This window comes from Thalassospira sp. ABL2_045 (assembly GCF_056161285.1).
The window spans coordinates 337,913-359,076 of record NZ_JBSWYV010000001.1; the positions used below are offsets into that span (position 1 = coordinate 337,913).

The 21,164-nt window shown below is 55.3% G+C and carries 14 protein-coding genes; 7 read left to right on the top strand and 7 right to left on the bottom strand.

Annotated elements, in window-relative coordinates; genetic code table 11:
• Positions 1 to 21 precede the first annotated feature (21 nt).
• Both ACXAIA_RS01620 and ACXAIA_RS01625 read right to left on the bottom strand, forming a co-directional pair.
• Complete coding sequence (locus ACXAIA_RS01620; RefSeq protein WP_475347802.1) at positions 22 to 1,251, bottom strand: glycosyltransferase family 9 protein; 1,230 nt, start codon at positions 1,249 to 1,251, stop codon at positions 22 to 24.
• An 18-nt stretch (positions 1,252 to 1,269) separates the two neighbouring features.
• Positions 1,270 to 1,920, bottom strand: coding sequence for a thiamine phosphate synthase (locus ACXAIA_RS01625; RefSeq protein ID WP_475347803.1), 651 nt, complete (start codon positions 1,918 to 1,920; stop codon positions 1,270 to 1,272).
• 66 nt (positions 1,921 to 1,986) lie between these two features.
• Between ACXAIA_RS01625 and ACXAIA_RS01630 the strand changes: the two genes are divergently transcribed.
• On the top strand, positions 1,987 to 2,682 hold the full coding sequence (locus ACXAIA_RS01630) for a YggS family pyridoxal phosphate-dependent enzyme (RefSeq protein ID WP_475347804.1): 696 nt from the start codon (positions 1,987 to 1,989) through the stop codon (positions 2,680 to 2,682).
• Between the two features lie 228 nt (positions 2,683 to 2,910).
• Here ACXAIA_RS01630 and ACXAIA_RS01635 read toward each other — a convergent pair whose 3' ends face one another.
• Positions 2,911 to 3,600, bottom strand: a complete 690-nt coding sequence (locus ACXAIA_RS01635) for a response regulator transcription factor (RefSeq protein WP_475347805.1) — start codon at positions 3,598 to 3,600, stop codon at positions 2,911 to 2,913.
• Positions 3,601 to 3,980: 380 nt separating this feature from the next.
• On the opposite strand from ACXAIA_RS01635, the gene ribA reads away from it, so the two are divergent.
• Both ribA and ACXAIA_RS01645 read left to right on the top strand, forming a co-directional pair.
• Positions 3,981 to 5,138, top strand: coding sequence for a GTP cyclohydrolase II (gene ribA, locus ACXAIA_RS01640; RefSeq protein WP_475347806.1), 1,158 nt, complete (start codon positions 3,981 to 3,983; stop codon positions 5,136 to 5,138).
• A 170-nt stretch (positions 5,139 to 5,308) separates the two neighbouring features.
• Positions 5,309 to 6,766 (top strand): hypothetical protein, encoded by a 1,458-nt coding sequence (locus ACXAIA_RS01645; protein WP_475347807.1) that lies wholly within the window; start codon positions 5,309 to 5,311, stop codon positions 6,764 to 6,766.
• Positions 6,767 to 6,850: 84 nt separating this feature from the next.
• Here the strand turns inward: ACXAIA_RS01645 and trpS are convergent, their stop codons facing one another.
• From trpS to ACXAIA_RS01660, 3 genes are all read right to left on the bottom strand, one after another.
• Positions 6,851 to 7,852 (bottom strand): tryptophan--tRNA ligase, encoded by a 1,002-nt coding sequence (trpS, locus tag ACXAIA_RS01650; protein ID WP_475348231.1) that lies wholly within the window; start codon positions 7,850 to 7,852, stop codon positions 6,851 to 6,853.
• A gap of 161 nt (positions 7,853 to 8,013) precedes the next feature.
• Positions 8,014 to 9,564: a murein biosynthesis integral membrane protein MurJ gene (gene murJ / locus ACXAIA_RS01655; RefSeq protein ID WP_475347808.1), complete on the bottom strand. Its 1,551-nt coding sequence runs from the start codon at positions 9,562 to 9,564 to the stop codon at positions 8,014 to 8,016.
• A gap of 825 nt (positions 9,565 to 10,389) precedes the next feature.
• On the bottom strand, positions 10,390 to 13,131 hold the full coding sequence (locus tag ACXAIA_RS01660) for a [protein-PII] uridylyltransferase (RefSeq protein ID WP_475347809.1): 2,742 nt from the start codon (positions 13,129 to 13,131) through the stop codon (positions 10,390 to 10,392).
• Positions 13,132 to 13,384: 253 nt separating this feature from the next.
• On the opposite strand from ACXAIA_RS01660, the gene ACXAIA_RS01665 reads away from it, so the two are divergent.
• On the top strand, positions 13,385 to 14,362 hold the full coding sequence (locus ACXAIA_RS01665) for a hypothetical protein (RefSeq protein ID WP_475347810.1): 978 nt from the start codon (positions 13,385 to 13,387) through the stop codon (positions 14,360 to 14,362).
• A 28-nt stretch (positions 14,363 to 14,390) separates the two neighbouring features.
• Complete coding sequence (locus ACXAIA_RS01670) at positions 14,391 to 14,594, top strand: hypothetical protein (protein ID WP_475347811.1); 204 nt, start codon at positions 14,391 to 14,393, stop codon at positions 14,592 to 14,594.
• Between the two features lie 83 nt (positions 14,595 to 14,677).
• Here the strand turns inward: ACXAIA_RS01670 and mutS are convergent, their stop codons facing one another.
• On the bottom strand, positions 14,678 to 17,401 hold the full coding sequence (mutS, locus tag ACXAIA_RS01675; RefSeq protein WP_475347812.1) for a DNA mismatch repair protein MutS: 2,724 nt from the start codon (positions 17,399 to 17,401) through the stop codon (positions 14,678 to 14,680).
• A gap of 453 nt (positions 17,402 to 17,854) precedes the next feature.
• On the opposite strand from mutS, the gene ACXAIA_RS01680 reads away from it, so the two are divergent.
• Both ACXAIA_RS01680 and ACXAIA_RS01685 read left to right on the top strand, forming a co-directional pair.
• Positions 17,855 to 18,355: a hypothetical protein gene (locus ACXAIA_RS01680; RefSeq protein ID WP_475347813.1), complete on the top strand. Its 501-nt coding sequence runs from the start codon at positions 17,855 to 17,857 to the stop codon at positions 18,353 to 18,355.
• A 511-nt stretch (positions 18,356 to 18,866) separates the two neighbouring features.
• Positions 18,867 to 21,134: an NADP-dependent malic enzyme gene (locus tag ACXAIA_RS01685; RefSeq protein WP_475347814.1), complete on the top strand. Its 2,268-nt coding sequence runs from the start codon at positions 18,867 to 18,869 to the stop codon at positions 21,132 to 21,134.
• The last annotated feature ends 30 nt before the right edge of the window (positions 21,135 to 21,164 follow it).

The following is a 21,164-nucleotide window of genomic DNA, read 5'->3' on the forward strand; positions in this document are numbered from 1 at the left end:
GCCGGTTGCCGCCGCCTCTGATCAGGAAGCGAACAGATCCTCAGTTATCGCATCGCGAATTGCCGGGATGTTCTCGCTCAAACGGGCAACGCAGGGGACGGGCGCGTTCGTCACCAACGCCTGCACGAGTGAGGTATCGCCTTTGTCGGGGATATCGGGAAGGTCAGTGATCGGCAGCGCGAGACTTCCCATGCAGCCTATTTTTCCATCAACTGTGGCACGGAGTTTGGCGAGGCCACATGGCGCGGCGCAATGGGGGCCGACAAAATCGCTTTGCCAGGTGCGCAGGTTTTTGTGGCGGCCCTGCAGGGTTTTGGCATCAGCCGAGCTGTAAATACCTAAGCCCGGTGTCTGGAACAGTTTGGAGATATGGGCGGGGCCGCTGTCGGCTACAACCAGGTAATCCTGCTGCCCGACGAACTTGACCAGATCGCCGATGGTTTTGAAGCCATCCACAATCCGGATGTTGTTGCCGTTTCGAATACCAAGATCATTCAGCGCGGCCTTATAAGCCTTCATCATCCCCTGATAGGCATTCAGCACAAGGGTGATGTCGCAATCCTGTTTGGCCAACATTGCGGTAATCTCGGTGACCAGCTTGGGCGGTAACGTGCGCAGTGGCGAGGACGCCATCGGGACGATACCGATTTTACGCCCGGTTGTACTTGGCAATTGGCGTTCTTCGAGCGGTATGGGCGGAATGCCAAATGCCTCGCAGAGGGCTTCTTCCGGGTTGACCGGCATGGTCGCGATATCACGCCAGCCTTCCATTTCACTGAGATCAATCACGTGATCAAAGCGTTTGAGCTCTGTGCTTGAGATAAATAGTTGAAAAATCTCGGTATCTGGCATCAGCGCAAAGATGTCTGATGCGCTATCACTGTTAAGCACCCCAATCCGGATATTGGTAAAACGCTGTTTGAGCGCGCGAAAAAACAGCGCCATGCCGACACAATCGCCGAGCGCATCGTCGGGGATCAGAAACAATACGGATTTGTTTGAAAAATCCCGCTCCCCCCAACAATCGCGTGGCAAAACCTGAAATCGGTAGCTGTCCGACTTGATCTTGACCCCGGGTGCACCCGCCAGCACCTGACGGCGCAGAAGGGATGTCGCGCGGGTAAAATAGATCGGGCTGTTATCAGACGCTTGGGTCAGTGCGGCGCTGACATTGGGCAGGCCAAACTGAAACGGCTGTTTGGAGGCAAAACGGGTAAATGTCTTGCGCGAAGGGTGCAGGGCCCGGGGCATTTTGCGGGAGAACTCCGGTCAACGGGATGGCAGGTGACAAACACCAGAAAACCCGATCCCGGCGACGGAGGCAAGGGCTGAAGTCTGCAGATTTTCGATTGTTTGCGCGGTGATCCCGCCAAGGCCGATCGGGGCCATGTCGGCCTGCTGGCATGCCTGGATCATCTGGTTGGTTTTGCTGCGCGAAAGTGGTTCGGCGTTGGGGTGGCTTTGTGTCGCAAAGATCGGCGAGATCAGGACGCCATCGGGTCGGGAACGCGCTGGAAGCAGGGCGAGTTTTCGGATCGTTTGCTGTGAATGGCAGGCCGAGGTGCGCAAGAAACCCTGCGGGATCCGATGATAGATGCCCGGATCGGTCAGGGCCCGGTATTCGGGAAAATGCATGCCGTCAGCATCGAGCCTGAGGGCGAGCGCGACGTCATCGGCCACCAGAAATGCGATACCTTTGGTGCGGCAGACTGTTCGGAGTTTCTCGCCGATTTGCGCCCGCATCGGATGATCGTAATGGCGAAAAATAACCATGCTGTCACGGGGCAGGGCGTGGATGGCGGCTACCGGATCCGGCATCCTTTGATCGTCGGTCATCAGCACAATCGGCGGGATAAGGCGGTTCGAGCCGCTATTACGTAAATTGAGCCTGCGTGCCTGCTTTAACAGGGCTTTATCCATTGATACTATCCCGATGTGGCAGCTATATCTGAGCCCACGCGCTTTACCGATGAAGGACCATCTTCCATGAGCAGTCTTGATCTGTCATCTGACAAATCCGATGTCGCGGCCAACCTTGCCGAAATTCAGAGCAATATCAATGCGGCATGTGACGCGGCCGATCGTGATCCGGATGATGTGACGCTGGTATGTGTGTCCAAGAACCATGAGGCTGATCATGTGCGCAAGGCGCTGGTCGATGGCAGGCGCGTGTTTGGCGAAAACCGGGTGCAGGAAGCAGCGGGCAAATGGCCGGGACTGCGCGCCGAGTTTCCCGATATCGAGCTGCATCTGATTGGGCCGCTTCAGACCAATAAACTCAAGGACGCGGTGGCCCTGTTTGACGTGATCGAAACCGTGGATCGCCCGAAACTGGCAAAGGCGCTTGCCAAACATCGCGACAATACCGGTGTCTGCCCGGATCTGTTCATTCAGATCAATACCGGCGAGGAAGAACAGAAAGCCGGCATCGCACCAAAGGATGCCGATGATTTCATCAAGATGTGTCGTGAGGAGCTGGATCTTCCGGTCATTGGGTTGATGTGCATTCCCCCGGTTGACGAGGAACCGGCCCCGCATTTCACCCTGCTGGGCAAGATTGCTGATCGCCATGGTCTTAAAATCAAAAGCATGGGGATGAGCGGTGATTACGAGGCCGCAATCCGCTTTGGCGCCACCCATGTGCGGGTTGGGACGGCTATTTTCGGCTCGCGGGGCTATTGAGATCCCTAAAAACACCGAAATTCGGGCTTTTAAATCCACATTCGGGGTAAAAACCTGCAAAAAGTCATAAAATTTATGCGTTATCCGCGTGTTTTGTGGCGATTCGCGTGATCTTCACCTTCCTGTGGATAATCAGGCCGAGAACATAGACGCGCCATCTGACCGTTTGTGACAAAAAAATCCCGCATCAGCGGGATTTTCTTTTGTGGACGTAAAACTGCAGCCTGATCAGGGGTTCAGCTTGTAGCCGCCTGGCTCGGTAATCAGGATCGCCGCGTTTGATGGATCCTTTTCGATTTTCTGGCGCAGACGATAGACATGTGTTTCCAGCGTATGGGTGGTGACACCGGCGTTATAGCCCCAGACTTCATCGAGCAGGGTTTCGCGGCTGACCGGTTTGTCGCCGGCCCGGAACAGGAACTTCAGGATCGAGGTTTCCTTTTCCGTCAGCCGGACTTTCTTTTCGGTCGCGGTTTCAATCAGGATCTTGGCGCTGGGCTGGAAGCTGTACGGGCCGATGACAAAGACCGCGTCTTCGCTTTGTTCATGCTGACGGATATGGGCGCGAATGCGCGCCAGCAGCACATTCAGGCGGAATGGCTTGGTGACATAATCATTGGCGCCCGACTCAAGGCCCAGAATGGTGTCAGAGTCACTATTGGCTCCGGTCAGCATAATGATCGGCGATTTGACATTGGCGCGCCGCATCAGTTTGCAAACATCGCGGCCATCCATATCGGGCAGGCCGACATCGAGCAGGATCACGTCAAAATAGGAATCCTTGGCAAGATCGAGCGCTTCCTTGCCGCTATTGGCAACCACACATTCGAAATCTTCATGAAGTCTGAGCTGCTCTGTCAGAGACTGGCTGAGGGCTGCATCATCCTCAACCACCAGAACCTGTTTACCTGTCGACATTCACCATCCCTTGCTGCTGACCAGTTCTTGTTTGCGAATAGAAGCTGATTTTGGTGGATAATCACACCATTGTTTTTGTGGAACTTCTGATCCGCCCCGCCATATATGTAGTACGGGATCTAGGATCAGTATCTTGCTGTCTATTTTCAAGAACAAACTGTTTTCGCTTTGGTCCTTTAACTCCTGACCAACCCGGATTAGGTAGTAGGGGCGATTTGTCTGTAATGTGATGTCGTAAAATCTTGAAAGATGCGCGTCTTCCTGCGATTTTGCGCATCACCAATTGCGCCGCCTGATGCGCTTATATGAATTAAACCGGGTCTTTATCCAGCCCCATAGCCACCGGATCGCGATGTTGTGATCACAAAGACAAGATGCCGATGACCCAAAGCTCCGCCGTGACGGCCCAAAATGACAGCAATCTGATCCCGGCGACCGACCTGGTAACGGTGTCCCGCGCTGTGGCAGATTTGCGCCGTGGCGAGATCGTTCTGGTCCAGGGGCACGATAATGGCGAAGCCCACAGTGTTGCGGTGATCGCGGCCGAGCCGCTGTCTCAGCATGGTCTGGAGCGACTGTGCGACATCACCGGAAATGATGGCGCACCGGCAATCGTCCTTCCGCGCGTGCGGGCCAAATCGCTTGGTCAGGCATGCAAAAACGATCCGTTCATTGCCTTTGTCTCTGCAAGCCAGTCGGCTGTTAACGCCGATCGTTTGGGCGAGATCGCCAATCCGTTGCTTGATCTTGATGCGCTTCCCGACGGGGACTGGCGCCCGATCAGCATGGCCGAACATGCCGCCATCCGTCTGGCAAAGCTTGCCCGTTTGTTGCCCGCGGTTGTGACCGTGCCGGTCAGTGGAGATCAGCTTGAAAATCTTGCCCGGGCGCAGAATTTACTGGTTCTGCAGTCTGAAAGCATCAATGGCTATGAAAATGCCTCGGCCGCAAGTTTGCGCCAAGTCAGCGAAGCGCGCGTGCCGCTTGAAGATGCCGAAAATGTCACTGTCATTGCCTTTCGCCCCGAAGATGGCGGGCAGGAACATCTGGCCATCGTCATTGACGAACCGGCCAAGGACAAACCGGTGCTTATTCGCCTGCATTCGGAATGCTTTACCGGGGATCTGATCGGGTCGCTGCGCTGTGATTGCGGACCGCAGCTGCGCGGTGCCATTTCCGAAATCGCCAAAAGCGGCCAGGGCGGCATTGTCCTTTATCTGCGTCAGGAAGGGCGTGGCATCGGGCTTGTGAACAAGTTGCGTGCCTATGCCCTTCAGGATCGCGGGTTTGACACCCTTGATGCCAACGAGGAACTTGGTTTTGACGCCGATGAACGTGTTTATCGTCCGGCGGCCGAGATGTTGCGTCAGTTGGGTTTTGAAAGCGTGCGCTTGCTGACCAACAATCCGGAAAAACTCACCGGGCTTGAAAGCTGGGGCGTGACGGTTTCAGAGCGTGTGCCGCACAAATTCCCCTCAAATGGGCATAACGAGTTCTATCTGCAGACCAAAAAAGAGCGGGCAGGACATCTTTTCTAGATCGTTCTTTTTGAACCATCTGCCTGAATGGCCTGATGCGACCCGGCAGAAGATTCCGACGGGCAGATCTGGCGGACGACCGCTCCAAGAAAATCACCCTATTTCAATGTTTTAGAAAGATCGAAAACTGGCACTCCTTTTGCACATCATGTGGCAAGAGGAGGACAGACATGTCGATTGGTGAAAATTGGCGGCAAATTTCGCCCGGTAGCATTACCGGTGGCGCGACGGGCACAGGCGGGGCAGCAGACAGCAAGTTTGCCCAGTCGAATGCGGCTGATGCGCTTTCGGGTGACGGCGAAGGCCGGACATTTTCGCAATACATGTTTGGTGAGGACGGTTTTGAATTCACCGATGTCCTCGATGTCATCAATCCCCTGCAACATATTCCCGGTGTTGGCATGATCTATCGATCGCTCACCGGCGATGAGATCGGCAATGGCGCGCGCGTTGCGGGCGGCGGCCTGTTTGGCGGGGTGTTTGGCCTTGCCGGGGCGGCGATTGACGCCGTGGTCGATGCCGTCACGGGTGATGATACCGGCAGCCACGTCATGGCGTTCATTGAAGACGGTTTTGGCGGTAGTGGTGTTGATGACGGCACGGCGGTGGCCGATGCCACCGATGCACCCAATGACGCGCAGACCACCGTGGCGCAAAACGGGACCTATCAGGGTGATCTGGTTCTGCCCTGGATGAGCGGGGCTTCGGGCCAGGCGGCAAGCCCTGCCGAACAGGCCACCATCGTACAATCAGCCCCGACCGCACCCGTTGATCAGACAGTTTTGGCCGCAGCCGATGCAACAGGTGGTGCCGGGGTGAAGGCATCTGATCTGAATGTGCCGTGGGCACAAGCGGCGCAGGTGGCGCAAGGAACACAAGGTGTTCAGGCATCACAGGTCGCACAAGCCGCCCAAAATCCGGCACCTGCCAATGTGGCGGCTGCTGATGGGGAAATTGCGACGGCCCCGGCCCCTGCATCCGACCCTGCAGAACTGAGCGTTGCCATGGCCTCGGCCGGGACCGCAAACCCGGTTTCGACCCTGGGCCAGACCATATCATCAAGCTCGACCGCCAATGAGCCGGTGCAGCGCCCGGCACCCAAAGATGCCGATACCGTCTGGGCACGGGCCGCAAGCAGTGGGCGGATCAGCCGTCAGAGCAATCAGTTTGCCATTTCTGCTGAAATGGCAGCTCACGAATCCAAATATGCCAAGATAAACGCGGTGAAAGCCGAAGCGGCAGAGCGCAAAGCCTCGGAAATTCAGACCACAGCGCCAGACGGTACCCCGCTTTCGGCCGCTGAGATGGCGGCGCGGTTTAACGCGGCCCTTGGTCGGGACAAGGCACAGACCATGGCGGCTGATGCGGTGGCCAGCAGCAATCCGGTGGCCGATGATGGCCAGATGACAGCACGTGAAACCGCGCGCAGCTCAGAAACCGGGGCTGCCACCGTGGCAAAGGCGTCATCTGCGGAGGATCCGGCCAACCATCCGCTGTTGCAACAGGCATCCCATAACATGAATGGTGATGCGCCGGTGGGGGCGTGGTTCAGCCAGACGATGATGGATGGTTTGAAGAAATATCAGGCGATGCAGCAGAACCCGACACCGTCCGGAGACGCCATCTGATAAGGCTTGTTTCGATATCACAACAAAAAAGCCCGCCTGGTTCACACCGGCGGGCTTTTTGTTGTTCAAATCTTTTTGGCGTGATCAGCCGTTCAAGAAGCCGACGATTTCCTTGACCTCTTTGAGGATCGGCTGGGCGATGGTGTTGGCACGTTCCGCCCCCTTGGCCAGAACTGAATCGATATAGGCCGGATCGGCATTGAGCCGTGCCATTTCCTCGGTAATCGGTGCCAGATTTTCGACCACCACGTCGGTCAGCGCCTGTTTAAAGCCAGAGAACTGCGTGCCGCCATGTTCCGCCAGAACCGCATCGACGGTGCTGTCGGTGAGGGCAGCATAGATGGTGATCAGGTTCTTGGCTTCCGGGCGGCCTTCAAGACCGGCGGCCTCAGAGGGAAGCGGTTCCGGATCGGTCTTTGCCTTGCGGATCTTTTTGGCGAGCGTGTCGGCATCATCGGTCATGTTGATGCGCGCCATATCCGAGGCGTCGGATTTCGACATCTTTTTCGAACCGTCACGCAGCGACATCACACGCGTTGCCGGACCCAAAATCAGCGGTTCTGGCTGCGGGAAGAAACCCTCGACATCGTAATCGGTATTGAATTTAAGCGCGATGTCACGTGCGAGTTCAAGATGCTGTTTCTGGTCTTCGCCGACCGGCACATGGGTTGCCTTATAGGCCAGAATGTCAGCGGCCATCAGGCTCGGATAGGCATAAAGACCGAGAGATGCGTTTTCGCGATGCTTGCCCGCCTTTTCCTTGAACTGGGTCATGCGGTTCAACCAGCCGATGCGCGCGACACAGTTAAAAATCCAGGCCAGTTCGGCATGGGCGGAAACCTGGCTTTGGTTAAACAGCACCTGATTTTCCGGGTCGATGCCCGAAGCGATCATGCTGGCGGCCAGTTCGCGAATGTTGGAACGCAGTTCCTTGGGGTCTTGCCAGACCGTGATGGCATGCATATCGACCACACAGAAGATGCATTCATATTTCTTCTGCAGGTCGACCCAGTTGCGGATCGCGCCAAGATAGTTGCCAAGGTGAAGGTTACCGGTGGGCTGAGCGCCCGAAAACACACGTTCCATAACGTCGTCGTCCATTTCATATCTTGAGTAACGGGACCTGCATACTCCGCCAGGTTTTGGACACCCGCCGGCGGACGAGCATGCAAGCAACGCGCGCGAGTTAAGCCCCGTGGCCGGGGAAGGTCAAGCTGCTTATCGGGAAACGTGCCGAATAATTGCGATCAGGCGGGTTTTCCCCGCTTAAGCGTCGATTTCAGCTCGGAAAAGCTGGTCGCGCCAAGCAGCTGGGCGCTGATGGCATAGACCGCCATGCCGCCACCAACACAGATCGCCATGGTGATTATCCGCGTGATGGAAGCCGCATCATTTTGCCAGAAGGCATCAATGGCAAACCACAAGGCCGATCCCATCAGGGCGGACGCCAGAAGAATGCGCGGCACACGTTTTAACAGACGGGCATCAAATGTCAGATCGCCGCGCCGGTGCAAAATAAAGCCCAGCGACGTCGCATTGACCCAGACCGAAACAGAGGTTGCGGCAGCAATGCCGAGATGCCCGAACCAGGGCATCAGGACCACGATCAGGATGATGTTGAGCACCATGCAGGAAATGGCAATGCGGATCGGTGTTTTGGTGTCTTCGCGCGCAAAGAAGCCCGGTGCCAATACCTTGACCAGGACCGAGGCCGGCAGACCAAACGCAAACACCGTGAGCGCCATGCCGGTCATAAGGGTTTCTTCCGCCCCAAACGCCCCGCGTTCAAACAGCACATTGATCACTGGAAGGCCCATCACGCCAAGGGCAACCGCAGCCGGAAGGGTAAGGAGAAGGGCGATTTCAATGCCGCGATTTTGGCTATGCATCGCGGTTTTGGGATCATCGCCCTGCAATTGGCGCGACAGTGTGGGCAAAAGGGCGGTGCCAATGGCAATGCCAATCACACCAAGTGGGAGTTGCTGCACGCGATCGGCATAATAAAGCCAGGAAACAGCACCGTCCGACACAAGCGATGCCAGCATGGTGTCGATCAGAAGGTTGATCTGATAGACGCCCGCACCAATCATGCCCGGGATCATGCGTTTGCCCAGAAGCTTGATGCGGTCATCGACACGCGGCAGCTGCCATTTGATGGCAAAACCGGCACGTTTACAGGCAATCACCAAGGCCACAAATTGCGCCACCCCGGCAATTGCCACCCCCCATGCCAGGGCGTGGGCCGGCGTTTCGGTGACCGGGGTCAGGCCAAGCAAGGCACCGATCAGACAGATATTAAGAATGATCGGGGCAGCGGCGGCGGCGGCATAGCGATGGAGCGTATTCATCACACCCGACATCAACGCGACAGCAGAAATAAACGCCAGATACGGGAAGGTAATGCGCGACAGTTCAACGGCCAGCGCGAACTTTTCGGGGTTTTCGGCAAAACCCGGCGCAAAGACATACATCGCCCAGGGCATCAGGATTTCAATGATCGCCACCAGAAAACCGGTGATCAGCACCAGCATCGACATGGCGCGCGCGGCAAATTCGCGGGCCGCATCCAGACCGCGTTTTTCAATGTCGCCGGCCAGAAGCGGAATGAAGGCCGCGGAAAACGCGCCTTCGCCAAACAGGCGGCGAAACAGGTTGGGGAATTTGAATGCCACAAAGAACGCATCGGCCATGCCGCCGGCCCCGAGCATACCGGCAATCAGAATATCGCGGCAGAATCCCAGCAAACGGGACAGCAGGGTAAAACCACTCACCGTGGCAATAGAGCGGACAAGCGACATGCGTTAAGCGTTCCGTATTCAGGGTCAGGACCTAAGTCGCGATTCGACGTCAAACCGGTGGATCAATCTGGCGGTGATGACGTGCGATTGCGGTATTTTCAAGCTTGATGGACAGAAATCTGACAGCCGAAGGTGAAAATAGTCGTAATTTTTGAGCCCTATAACGCGCGGCTTATATCGCATTTTTGTGAAAGTGGTTGAATCAGGTGATTTTTTTGGGGGGCCTGTGACAACCGTCACAGAAAAACAGTTGCGAAGGCCCCATATTCTGACTCGCTGAGGGTTCGTTGGGACGCGAGCCTCATATTGGACGGGCGGGGAATTAAGGGATCCACCTCAACCTGCTGCACTCCGAGGATTTCGGCACCGTGAATAACAGGTCGCGCTGCCGGGTTTGGTTTTACCCTTCCTCGTCCGTCACAATTTCCAAAAAAGAATAAAGAGCCTGCTGCGTTTAGCCTGCATCGCTTTTGTTTGTGTTTTGCGAATTGTTTGGCAAGGCACAGCGCGCAGGACGATGCGGTGCATCGTTCAAGTGGTGTAACGATGCGAAACATCGCAAAACACAACCCCTGTGGGCCGGGCCATTCCTCTGCCCTGCAGCGTCAAGGATCTCGACCGTAGCCCCACTACGCTCTGCGATCCTTTTCTTGCCGAACAGAGGAATGACCTCGGCAAAACGTTGCACGCTAAACGCAGCAGGCTCTGAGCACTGTACCGGCCACAACGGCCGGGAACAGCCGGATCAGATCCATACCGTGGCGTTGCCGATGGTAGCGCATGGGTATTGGATCGATCCGGTTTATCTGCTTTCCGGATTTCGCCCTAGTCGTTGCGAATCGCCTGGGTCAGGGTTTCCTTGACCTGAACGAATTTGGTGCGGCTGTCGATTTTAAGCCCGAAGACATCTTTCACATAGAAAACGTCCACTGCGCGCTCGCCAAAGGTGGAAATCCGCGCCGAGGCGATCTGCATCGAAAGATCGCGCAGTGCGCGCGTAATGTCATAAAGCAATCCAAGCCGGTCACGGGCGGTGATTTCAATCACTGTATGGGTGCGGCTGGCCTTGTTGTCGATAATGACATTGGGTTCGACCTTGAAGACGGCGGTGCGGTGCTTGTTGTCCTTGGTCTGGCGACGTTCGATTTCCTGACTGGGGCGGATTTGTCCGGAAATGACCTTTTCAAGGGTTTCACGCAGGCGTTCGAGCTTGGCGGTGTCGTTAAACGCCTCGCCATTGGTGTCCTGGACAAAGAAGGTATCAAGCGCCATGCCGTCCGCGAGCGTCAGGATCTTTGCATCGACGACGTTCGCACCACAAAGCGCCATGGCACCGGCGATCTGGGAAAACAGGCCGGGATGGTCGGTGGTGTGAACCGTGATTTCGGTGGCATCAATTTCGGTATCAATGCGGACATCAATCGTGATGTCAGCCCCGGATTCGCGGGCCTCGTGCGTCAGATGGGCGTGATGGACGTGAATATCGGTATCGAAACTCAGCCAATAGGATGGATAGCCGCGTTCGATAAAATCTTCGATATCCTTTTCCGGCCAATCTTTAAGCGCATCGCGTAGCGCGGCTTGTGCATTGGCAACACGCGAATCGCGGCTATCGGCATTGAGACCCCCAGAAAGCAGATCATCAGTGGCATAGTAAAGTTCGCGCAGAAGCGTCGCCTTCCAGCCATTCCAGATGTTCGGGCCGACGGCACGAATGTCCGCGACCGTCAAACACAGCAACAGACGCAGGCGTTCCTGCGACTGCACCAGATCGCCAAAGGCGCGAATGGTGCTGGGATCATTGAGATCACGTTTGAATGCCGTCAGGCTCATCCACAGATGGGCCTTGACCAGCCAGGCAACCGTTTCGGTATCGGCCGGCGACAGGCCCAGACGCGGACAAAGCTTTTCGGCAACTTCGGCCCCCAGTTCGGAATGATCGCCACCGCGCCCCTTGGCAATGTCATGGAGCAGAACCGCGACATAAAGCACACGCCGTGAAATCACCTGACCCATGATGCGGGTGGCAACAGGCGCGTCTTCGGCCAGTTCGCCACATTCGATCTGATTGAGGATGCCAATGGCGCGGATGGTATGCTCGTCCACGGTGTAGGTGTGGTACATGTCATACTGCATCTGGGCGACAACGCGCCCGAAATCGGGAATGAAGCGGCCAAGAACCCCGGCCTCGTTCATCTTGCGGAGCGTCACATCCGGGCTGTCACGCTGGGTGAGGATTTCAAGGAAAACCTCGTTGGCATCCGGATCGTTTTGCAGCTTGTGATCGACATATTTCAGGCTTTGCGTCACCCAGCGCAGCGTTTCGGGATGAATGCCAACCCCGTTTTGATGGGCAACCAGAAACAGACGCAAAATCTTGATCGGGTCGTTCTTGAAAACATCAAGGCTTTCGACCGTCAGGCGGTCATTGCGCAACTCGAACCCGTCAATTTCCTTGGTGCCAAACAGTTTGCCCGGAAAACGGATCAGCGGGCGGCGCTGATGGCGTTCTTCAAGGGCGGCACAGAAGATGCGTGTCAGGTTCCCGACATGCTTCACCATCAGATAATAGTGCTTCATGAAGCGTTCGACACCCGACGCCCCGGCATGATCGGTATAGCCAAGCCGTTCGGCGATCTCGCGCTGCATGTCAAAGGTCAGGCGATCTTCTTCGCGGTCCGAAAGATAATGCAACCAGCAACGCACGGCCCACAGGAAGTTCTGGGCCTTAAGGAAGCCGCGCGCTTCCTTGCGCGTCAGGACCTTGAGATCGACCAGCTCCATCGGGGAATTGACGCGATAAAGGTATTTGCCAATCCAGAACAGGGTATGGAGATCGCGTAACCCCCCCTTGCCATCCTTGACGTTGGGTTCGACCACATAACGGGAATCGCCCATGCGGGTATGGCGTTCATCGCGCTCACCAAGCTTCTTTTCGATGAACTCGATGCCGCTGCCCTTGACCAGTTCTTCCATGAAGCGGGCGCGAAACAGCTTGTATGTTTCCTCATCGCCCCAGACAAAGCGGCTTTCAAGCAGGTTGGTGCGGATGGTGATGTCCTGTTTGCCCATGCGCAGGCAATCATCGACCGAACGCGTCGCATGACCGACCTTAAGCCCCAGATCCCAAAGCATATAAAGGATAAACTCAACAACCTGTTCGCCATTGGCGGTCTGTTTGTAGGGAAACAGAAACAGGATATCGACATCCGAATGCGGCGCCATGTCACCGCGGCCATAGCCGCCGACAGCCACCACCGACATGCGCTGTTCATTGGTCGGATTGTGCAGCGGATATTCGAACGTGGTGGCAAAATCATGGATCAGACGCACGATCTGATCCATCAGGAAACTGTTGGAAAAGACCGTATCTTGCCCGGAATTGCTTTCTTCAAAGCGCGCACGAATGACAGCACGACCGGCTTCGAGCACTGATTTCAGCTTGTTCAGAACGGCGGTACGCTGTTTGAAGCTTTTGAGGGACGGATCATTTGCGATGGCCTCAAGCTCGGCAAAGACCTTTTTGCGGTCAATGATTTCGCGCTGCTTTTTGATCTTGTAGGTCACGTTGATCGGTTTCCTCGGCCTTGGCGGTCAGTCTGTCATTAACGAACCTTATACTGCATCCCTCCGTTTGATGATGCGAATTGCATAAAAAATATTTGAACATCTAACGAAATACTAGGGCATGGCGCCTGTTTTGCACGCCAATAGGGTGACAGTATCTCCTCATGGTGGAAAAATAATCTTGCATTGTTATTGCAGGTATAATTAGATTTTTAGAATTAATGTTGTGGTAGATTATGTCACTGATTGAGTCATGAACGATTTTAAAGAAAAATTATCCTATCTCGGAAAAAAATCGAGAGAGGAAGTCGAACAAATCGAACGTTTGCGTCGAAATTTAAGTATTGTCTCAAGTATTGTTATTCCAGCTGCAATTGCTGTTGTTGTTTCATTTTATCAAAAAATATCGAGTGTAGAGGAAAGATTATTCTGGATTGCATTGATCGTACTGATTTCGGTTCAGGTGTGCATATTTATTTTTGTTTGGTCAAACAACTACGTTAGCTCCTTAGGGTTTCATGAGTTTAGAGATTTGTATTTATCATATCAGGATTCAGAACAAGAAAAGGACGTTTATGCGAGCAGCCTTCTTTCCGTTTCATACATTCAGACGTGGATAGGGTCAGCAGTATATCAAATACATAGTAATATATCACAGAGATCGCATTTTAAATCTGCTGCAGAATTAAACAAAAAAATTAGTGAAATATTATCACTTCTTGTGAAAGAACCGGAAAAGGTCTTTGGTTTCAAGCCCGGCGAAAAATGGTCTTTTGCTGTTTACATTATGGATCCGGATAGCAATGAGTTGAAACCTGTATGGAAAGTCTGTTCAGCAAACCATCCATCTCGAGGTTTTGGGCGCGTATGGCCGAATGGAATGGGGCGTGTTGGTACGACTTATCAAAACGCAACCTACCAAAGTAGTTCTACACTGGAGGGTGGGGTTCAGTTTACTGAGAACGGTACAAACCTAGATATTCCAGATGATTTTCAGCGCCCGTATGACTCTTCAACGTATGTCTCGTATGTTTCTTGCCCGATAATGACAAACGAAGGCTCCAAGCCACCGTTGGGTGTTTTAATAGGAACTTCAGACTTCGAAGGTAGGTTTATCGAGGCAAACAGATCTGTTATATCTGCGGCTGCTGCGGTGTTAGGGGTGTTGTTACACCACTGTGGGCAGGACCATCTGAATGGTATTGACGAGTTAACGTCTAATGTTCAATAATAAAGATTCACTAACATGGAGAGAGAAAATGTACGAATTTGGTGAAAATCGTACCGATTCCTCCGCTTCGACTCCTAACAAACCGAGTTCACGCGTATTGGATAATGCCCGCGAGGTTGCTTTGGCCTCATTTAGAATCGCGGAGAAGGACAGTACTGCTGTTGATCGGGAAGAGTACGTAGAGCTACTCAGTAGATCCGCACAGGCTTATTTTGAAGCGCTTAAAAAATAGTAAGCCTTTAAGTAGCAGTGTGAGGAATATCGATCTCGCCCCTTATTCGAAATAAGGGGCGTTTTTATTGAGTAACCATATACCTAAGTAACTTTAGCCTGAAGACGATAAAGCGCATCAAGGGCTTCGCGCGGGGTCATGTTGTCGGGATCAAGATCGGCGACCGCATCAAGCACGGCCTTCTGATCGTCTGACAGGGAAGGGGCGCTATCGCGTTCTTCCTTGGCGGCTTGTTCGATGGCGACGGCAAATAGCGGCAGGTCATCGGCGAGTTTGGAAACCGCACCGCCCTGTTCGCCCTTTTCAAGGGTTTTCAGGACTTGCTCGGCGCGCTTGATCACGGGTTTTGGCAGACCGGCCAGCTGAGCGACATGGATGCCGTAGGATCGATCCGCACTGCCAGCGCCCACTTCATGGAGGAAGACGACCTCACCCTGCCATTCCTTGATCAGCATGGTGTGACACGACAGGTGTTCAAGCTTGGCGGCAAGGGCGGTCAATTCGTGATAGTGGGTGGCAAACAAGCCACGGCACTTGTTGATTTCATGAAGGTTTTCAACCACCGCCCAGGCAATCGACAGGCCATCAAAGGTCGCCGTGCCACGCCCGATTTCATCGAGGATAACCAGCGAACGGTCGGTCGCCTGATTAAGGATCGAGGCGGTTTCAACCATTTCGACCATGAAGGTTGATCGCCCACGCGCAAGATCATCGGCGGCACCGACGCGCGAAAACAGTCGGTCAATCACCCCGATATGGGCCTTGGCCGCCGGAACGAATGCGCCGATCTGGGCCAGAACCGCAATCAGGGCATTCTGGCGCAGGAAGGTCGATTTACCGGCCATGTTCGGACCAGTGATCAGCCACAGGCTTTGCTCATCCTCAAGGCGGCAGTCATTGGCAACAAACGGCGCATCACCATTTTCGCGCAAGGCGGCTTCGACCACCGGATGACGGCCCGCTTCGATGTCAAAGGCCAAGCTATTATCAATGGTTGGTCGAATGCAGCCCTGATCGCGGGCCAGTTCCGAAAGGGCGGCCGATACATCCAGCCCGGCCAGTGCCTGGGCACATTTGGCAATATCATCAGCCTTGGCCAGCACGGCCGAAACCAGTTCTTCAAAAAGCTCCAGCTCAAGGGCGAGTGCCTGATCACCGGCCTTGGAGACCTTGCTTTCAAGTTCGGAGAGTTCGACGGTGGTAAAGCGTACCGCATTGGCCATGGTCTGGCGGTGGATGAACTCATCGACCTCCATCATCTTGTCGGCGGTCTTGGCCGAAACTTCGATGAAGTAGCCCAGCACATTGTTATGCTTGACCTTGAGGTTGGAAATCCCGGTCTGCTCGGTATAGCGGGCCTGCAGATTGGCGATCAGCTTTTTGCTCTCACTGGACAGCATGCGCAGTTCATCAAGTGGCGGGTGATAGCCGCCAGCAATAAAGCCGCCATCACGCGCCAGAAGCGGCAGGCTTTCGGCAATGGCACGGCGCAACAGATCAATCAGATCACCGTGATGACCCATCATGGCCAAATGATCCGAAAGGGCTTCGGGCTGGCTGGTCAGGCCGTCATTGCCGCCGTCCGGCTTATTGAGAAGATTGCCAATCGCAAAGGCGCAGGAAAGCCCATCGCGCATCGCGGCCAAATCACGCGGACCACCACGCCCAACCGACAGGCGCGACAGCGCGCGTTCGATATCGGGGCATTCGCCAAGGGCCGCGCGCAAATCAGAGCGCAAGCCATCGCGATCATGGAAATATTCCACCAGATCAAGGCGCTTGTTGACGTCATCAGCACTGGTCAGGGGTGCTGACAGGCGGGCGGCCAACAAACGTGCACCGGCACCGGTCCGGGTGCGGTCAATGACCGAAAGCAGCGATCCCTTGCGCTCGCCCGACTGGGTTTGAATGAGTTCGAGCGACCGACGCGTTGCGGCATCGATTTCCATCGCGGCCCCTTCGGCAACCCGGGTCGGCGGGGCGAGGCGGGGCATCTGGCCCTTTTGGGTCAGTTCGACATAATCAATCAGCGCCCCGGCAGCAGACAGTTCGGCCACGTCAAAGCCGCCAAAGGCATCAAGGGCCTCGACCTCATAAAGTTTTTTAAGCCGCAATTGGGCGTTTTCGGCATCAAAGCGCGCGGTCGGCTGCGGGGTGATGATGTTTTTATATTCGGCATAGATGTCGAACACTTCGGAGCGGTTCAGCATCTTTTCCGAAAACAGGATTTCACCCGGATCCAGCCGGGCAAGAGCGGCACCCAGGCCTGCCATATCGGACGGCTGCACAAAGAAATCGCCGGTCGACATATCAAGCCAGGCCAGCCCGATCTTGCCGCGTACTTCGGATACAGCCGCCAGATAGTTATGGCGCCGTGCATCAAGCAGGCTGTCTTCGGTGAGTGTGCCCGGCGTAATCAGGCGGACGACACCGCGTTTGACCACGGATTTGGCACCGCGTTTTTTGGCCTCTGCCGGGTCTTCCATCTGTTCGCAGACGGCCACCCGGAAGCCCTTGCGGATCAGGCGCTGCAGATAGGTTTCGTGGCTATGGACGGGAACACCGGCCATGGGAATTTCGTTACCCTGATGCTTGCCGCGTTTTGTCAGGGCAATATCAAGGGCTTCGGCAGCTTTGACCGCATCGTCAAAGAACAGCTCGTAGAAATCGCCCATCCGATAAAACAGCAGGCAGTCCTGATACTGTTCCTTGATTTCAAGGAACTGCATCATCATCGGCGTCGCGCCGTCCTTGGAAAAGGAAGGGGCGGTCGGTGTGGTATCGGAATTATCGGCGATCTGGTTCATGATGACTTGATAGCAAACCCTGAAGGCAAAGACGAGAGGCGTAGAGAGTGACCCAAACTGGTGCGGTGATAAAACTTGATCTATGCCATTGCAACGCCTGAATTTCTGCGAAATATATAAAGATACAGATTAGGGCCTGTTGATCATCAGGATACCGCCGTGGTTGCTGTCTAAGGGTGCGAAATTAGGAGTGAGGACGTAGGACATGCTTGGCATATTCGAGGACGAGGGACGCGGGTTCGCACCCTTAGGCAGCAATCCCTCTGGGACGGGGCGTATTTTCCCATCTGCTGCGTCGTGGCTGGCTTGCGTGGGGCCCGCCACGTTGCGCCATCCACTTCTTGCAGATGGGAAAATACGATCCCGCCACGACTGCATCCTGATGATCAACAGGCCCTAGGGTCCAAACATCGTTTACGACGATAAAATAACAGTGAGCAAGGAGCGTACAAAATGGCAGAAGAACAAACCATCCCGCAGGCCCCGGAACTGGTCGGACTGTTTGATACCAAGGACGGTTTCGATGCGGCCCTGCGTGCGCTTCGCGATGCCGGGTTTGAACGTACCGATCTGTCGGTTCTGAGCTCCCATGAATCCATTGATGTGGCGGGCAAGGATGGCCGGTCATGGTCGGACGTGCTGACAGCACTGGTCGGTGAAACCAAATATGAAGTGCCGCTGGTGGCATCGGGTGCGATTGCCCTGTTTGGTGGGGCGGCAACTGCGGCCGCCGCCATTGCGGTCGGCGCCGGTGTTGGTGCGGTGGCCCTGCGTGAGTTCATCGAAGAAGTGACATCTACCCCGCATACCGATGATTTCGCCCGTGCGGTGGATGCCGGGTCGGTGATCCTGTGGGTGCGGATTGATCCGGACCATGACGGTGCCGAGGGCAAGGCACGCGCCATCCTTGAAAAGAACGGTGCGACCAACATCCATATGCATATGCCGAAATAAGCCGCCCAAGGACGCGGCAGCAGAGTCTGCGACCGGGTGCGGTTTTGTCCTTGGCAGACAGAAGAATGCGGGGGCCTTGGCCCCCGTTTTTCGTATCATGGAAAGTTCACAACCCGGCCAAAAGCCGCAGTTGATTTGCGCGGCGCAATAGAAACACCGATCTGCCGGGCCATTTGCACGCGTGCGATTATACCCCTGAAAAATCACGGCTTATTGTCCGCCCGGATTTTATGGGCGGTGGTTCGGGCATGTTTCGGATCAAAATCCGGCGCGTAAAACAGGGTGGATCGCGTGGATATATTGCGACGCAACATACGGAAAACGCTACGTAATTTTGCGGTTGCCGTTAACGTCGCCTTTGACCCGGGGCGAGAAGCCTGATTTATTGGGCGGTCCGACATGACGGTCCCACACCGGAAATTTGTCGATCAGGAAAATCTACACTCAAGAACAAAACAGACCGAACAGGTTGCCTTCCATCTCACCACGCAAGCGTCAGTGAAAAAACACAATGTCAGATACAGAAATCAAGGTTCGTGACCGTGAAGCGCTGCTGTTTCATTCCAGCGGCCGCCCCGGCAAAATCGAAATCACCGCATCCAAGCCGCTGACCACTCAGCGCGACCTCTCGCTGGCGTATTCGCCGGGCGTTGCGGTGCCTTGTCTTGAAATCTCCAAGAACCCGGCGACGGCCTATGACTATACGTCCAAGGGCAATATCGTCGCGGTCATTTCCAACGGGACGGCCGTGCTGGGCCTGGGGAACCTTGGCGCGCTGGCCTCCAAGCCGGTGATGGAAGGCAAGGCGGTTCTGTTCAAACGCTTTGCCGATGTTGACGGCCTTGATCTTGAAGTCTCGACCGAAGATGTCGACGAGTTCGTCAATTGCGTGCGCTTCCTGGGGGCGTCGTTTGGCGGCATCAACCTTGAAGACATCAAGGCGCCGGAATGCTTCATCATCGAGCAGCGCCTGCGCGAAGTCATGGACATTCCGGTGTTCCATGATGACCAGCATGGCACGGCGATCATTGCGGCATCGGGCCTGATCAATGCCTGTGACCTGACGGGGCGCAAGCTTGAAGACATCAAGCTTGTCATCAATGGCGCCGGTGCGGCCGCGATTGCCTGTTGTGAGCTGGTCAAAAGCATGGGTGTTGCCCATGACAATGTGATCATGTGCGATTCACGCGGTGTGATCTACAAGGGCCGTGAAGACGGCATGAACCAGTGGAAATCGGCCCATGCGGCGGATACCGATGCGCGCTCGCTTGAAGATGCGATGGACGGTGCGGATGCGTTCTTTGGCCTGTCGGTCAAGGGGGCGGTGACGACCAAGATGGTCAAATCCATGGCCAAACAGCCGATCATCTTTGCCATGGCCAACCCGGATCCGGAAATTTCCCCGGAAGAGGTTGCATCGATCCGTGATGACGCGATCTGCGCGACCGGGCGTTCGGACTATCCGAACCAGATCAACAACGTGCTTGGTTTCCCCTATATCTTCCGCGGTGCGCTTGATGTTCAGGCATCAACGATCAACGAGGAAATGAAAATTGCCGCCGCACAGGCTGTGGCGTCGCTTGCACGTGAAGATGTGCCGGATGAAGTGGCTGCGGCCTATTCCGGGCGTCGTTTGCAATATGGCCCGGAATATATCATCCCGGCACCGTTTGACCCGCGTCTGATCATGGCGGTGCCCAAGGCAGTTGCCCAGGCCGCGATGGATAGCGGTGTGGCCCGCCGTCCGATCATTGACATGGAAGAATACGAAAACCAGCTGCGCGGTCGTCTTGATCCGACCGCAGCACATCTGCAGCTGATTTCCGATTATGTTCGCGCCCATCCGAAACGCATCGCCTTTGCCGAGGGCGAAGAAGAAACCGTGATCCGTGCGGCGGTGGCCTATCGCAATTCGGGTTATGGCACGCCGATCCTGATCGGGCGCGAAGACCGAATTCAGGAAAGTGCGAAGAAGCTTGGCATTGAAAGCCTTGAGGGTGTCGAGATCAGCAATGCCGCACTTTCCAAACACAATAGCGAATATGCCGAGTTCATGTATGAACGCCTGCAGCGCAAAGGCTATTTGTGGCGCGATTGCCAGCGCATGGTGAACCAGAAGCGTAACGTGTTCGCATCCGTCATGGTCGCCAAAGGCCATGCCGATGGTCTGATCACGGGTCTGACCCGGAACTTCAATCGCAGCTTTACCGATATCGCCAGCGTGATTGACGCCAAAGAAGGCGAGATTCCAATGGGTCTTTCGATTGCGATTGCCAAGGGCCGCACCGTGTTCATCGCCGATACCCGTGTGCATAACGTGCCCAATGCCGAAGAACTGGCCGAGATCGCCATTCAGGCCGCCGAGAAGGCCCGCCAGATGGGCCATGAGCCGCGTGTGGCGATGGTTTCACACTCGACTTTCGGCAACCCATATAGCGAGGATACCGACCGTATCCGCGAAGCGGTTGGCATTCTGGAAAACAGCAATGTCGATTTCGAGTTCGATGGTGATATGGCCGTTGATGTCGCGCTGGATACCGAGCTTCTGAAGCTTTATCCGTTCTGCCGCCTGTCGGGTCCGGCCAACGTTCTGGTCATGCCGGCACTTCACGCGGCAACCACGGCATCGAAGCTTCTTGATAAGCTTGGCGGTGGCACGGTGGTTGGTCCGGTGATGATCGGCATGGAAAAACCGGCCCAGATCGCCCAGATGGGCGCGACGGTGAACGATCTGGTCAACCTTGCAGCCCTTGCCGCCCATGAGGCAGAGCACGGCTAAAACGGCCTGAAACAGTCATCAAAAAAGGCG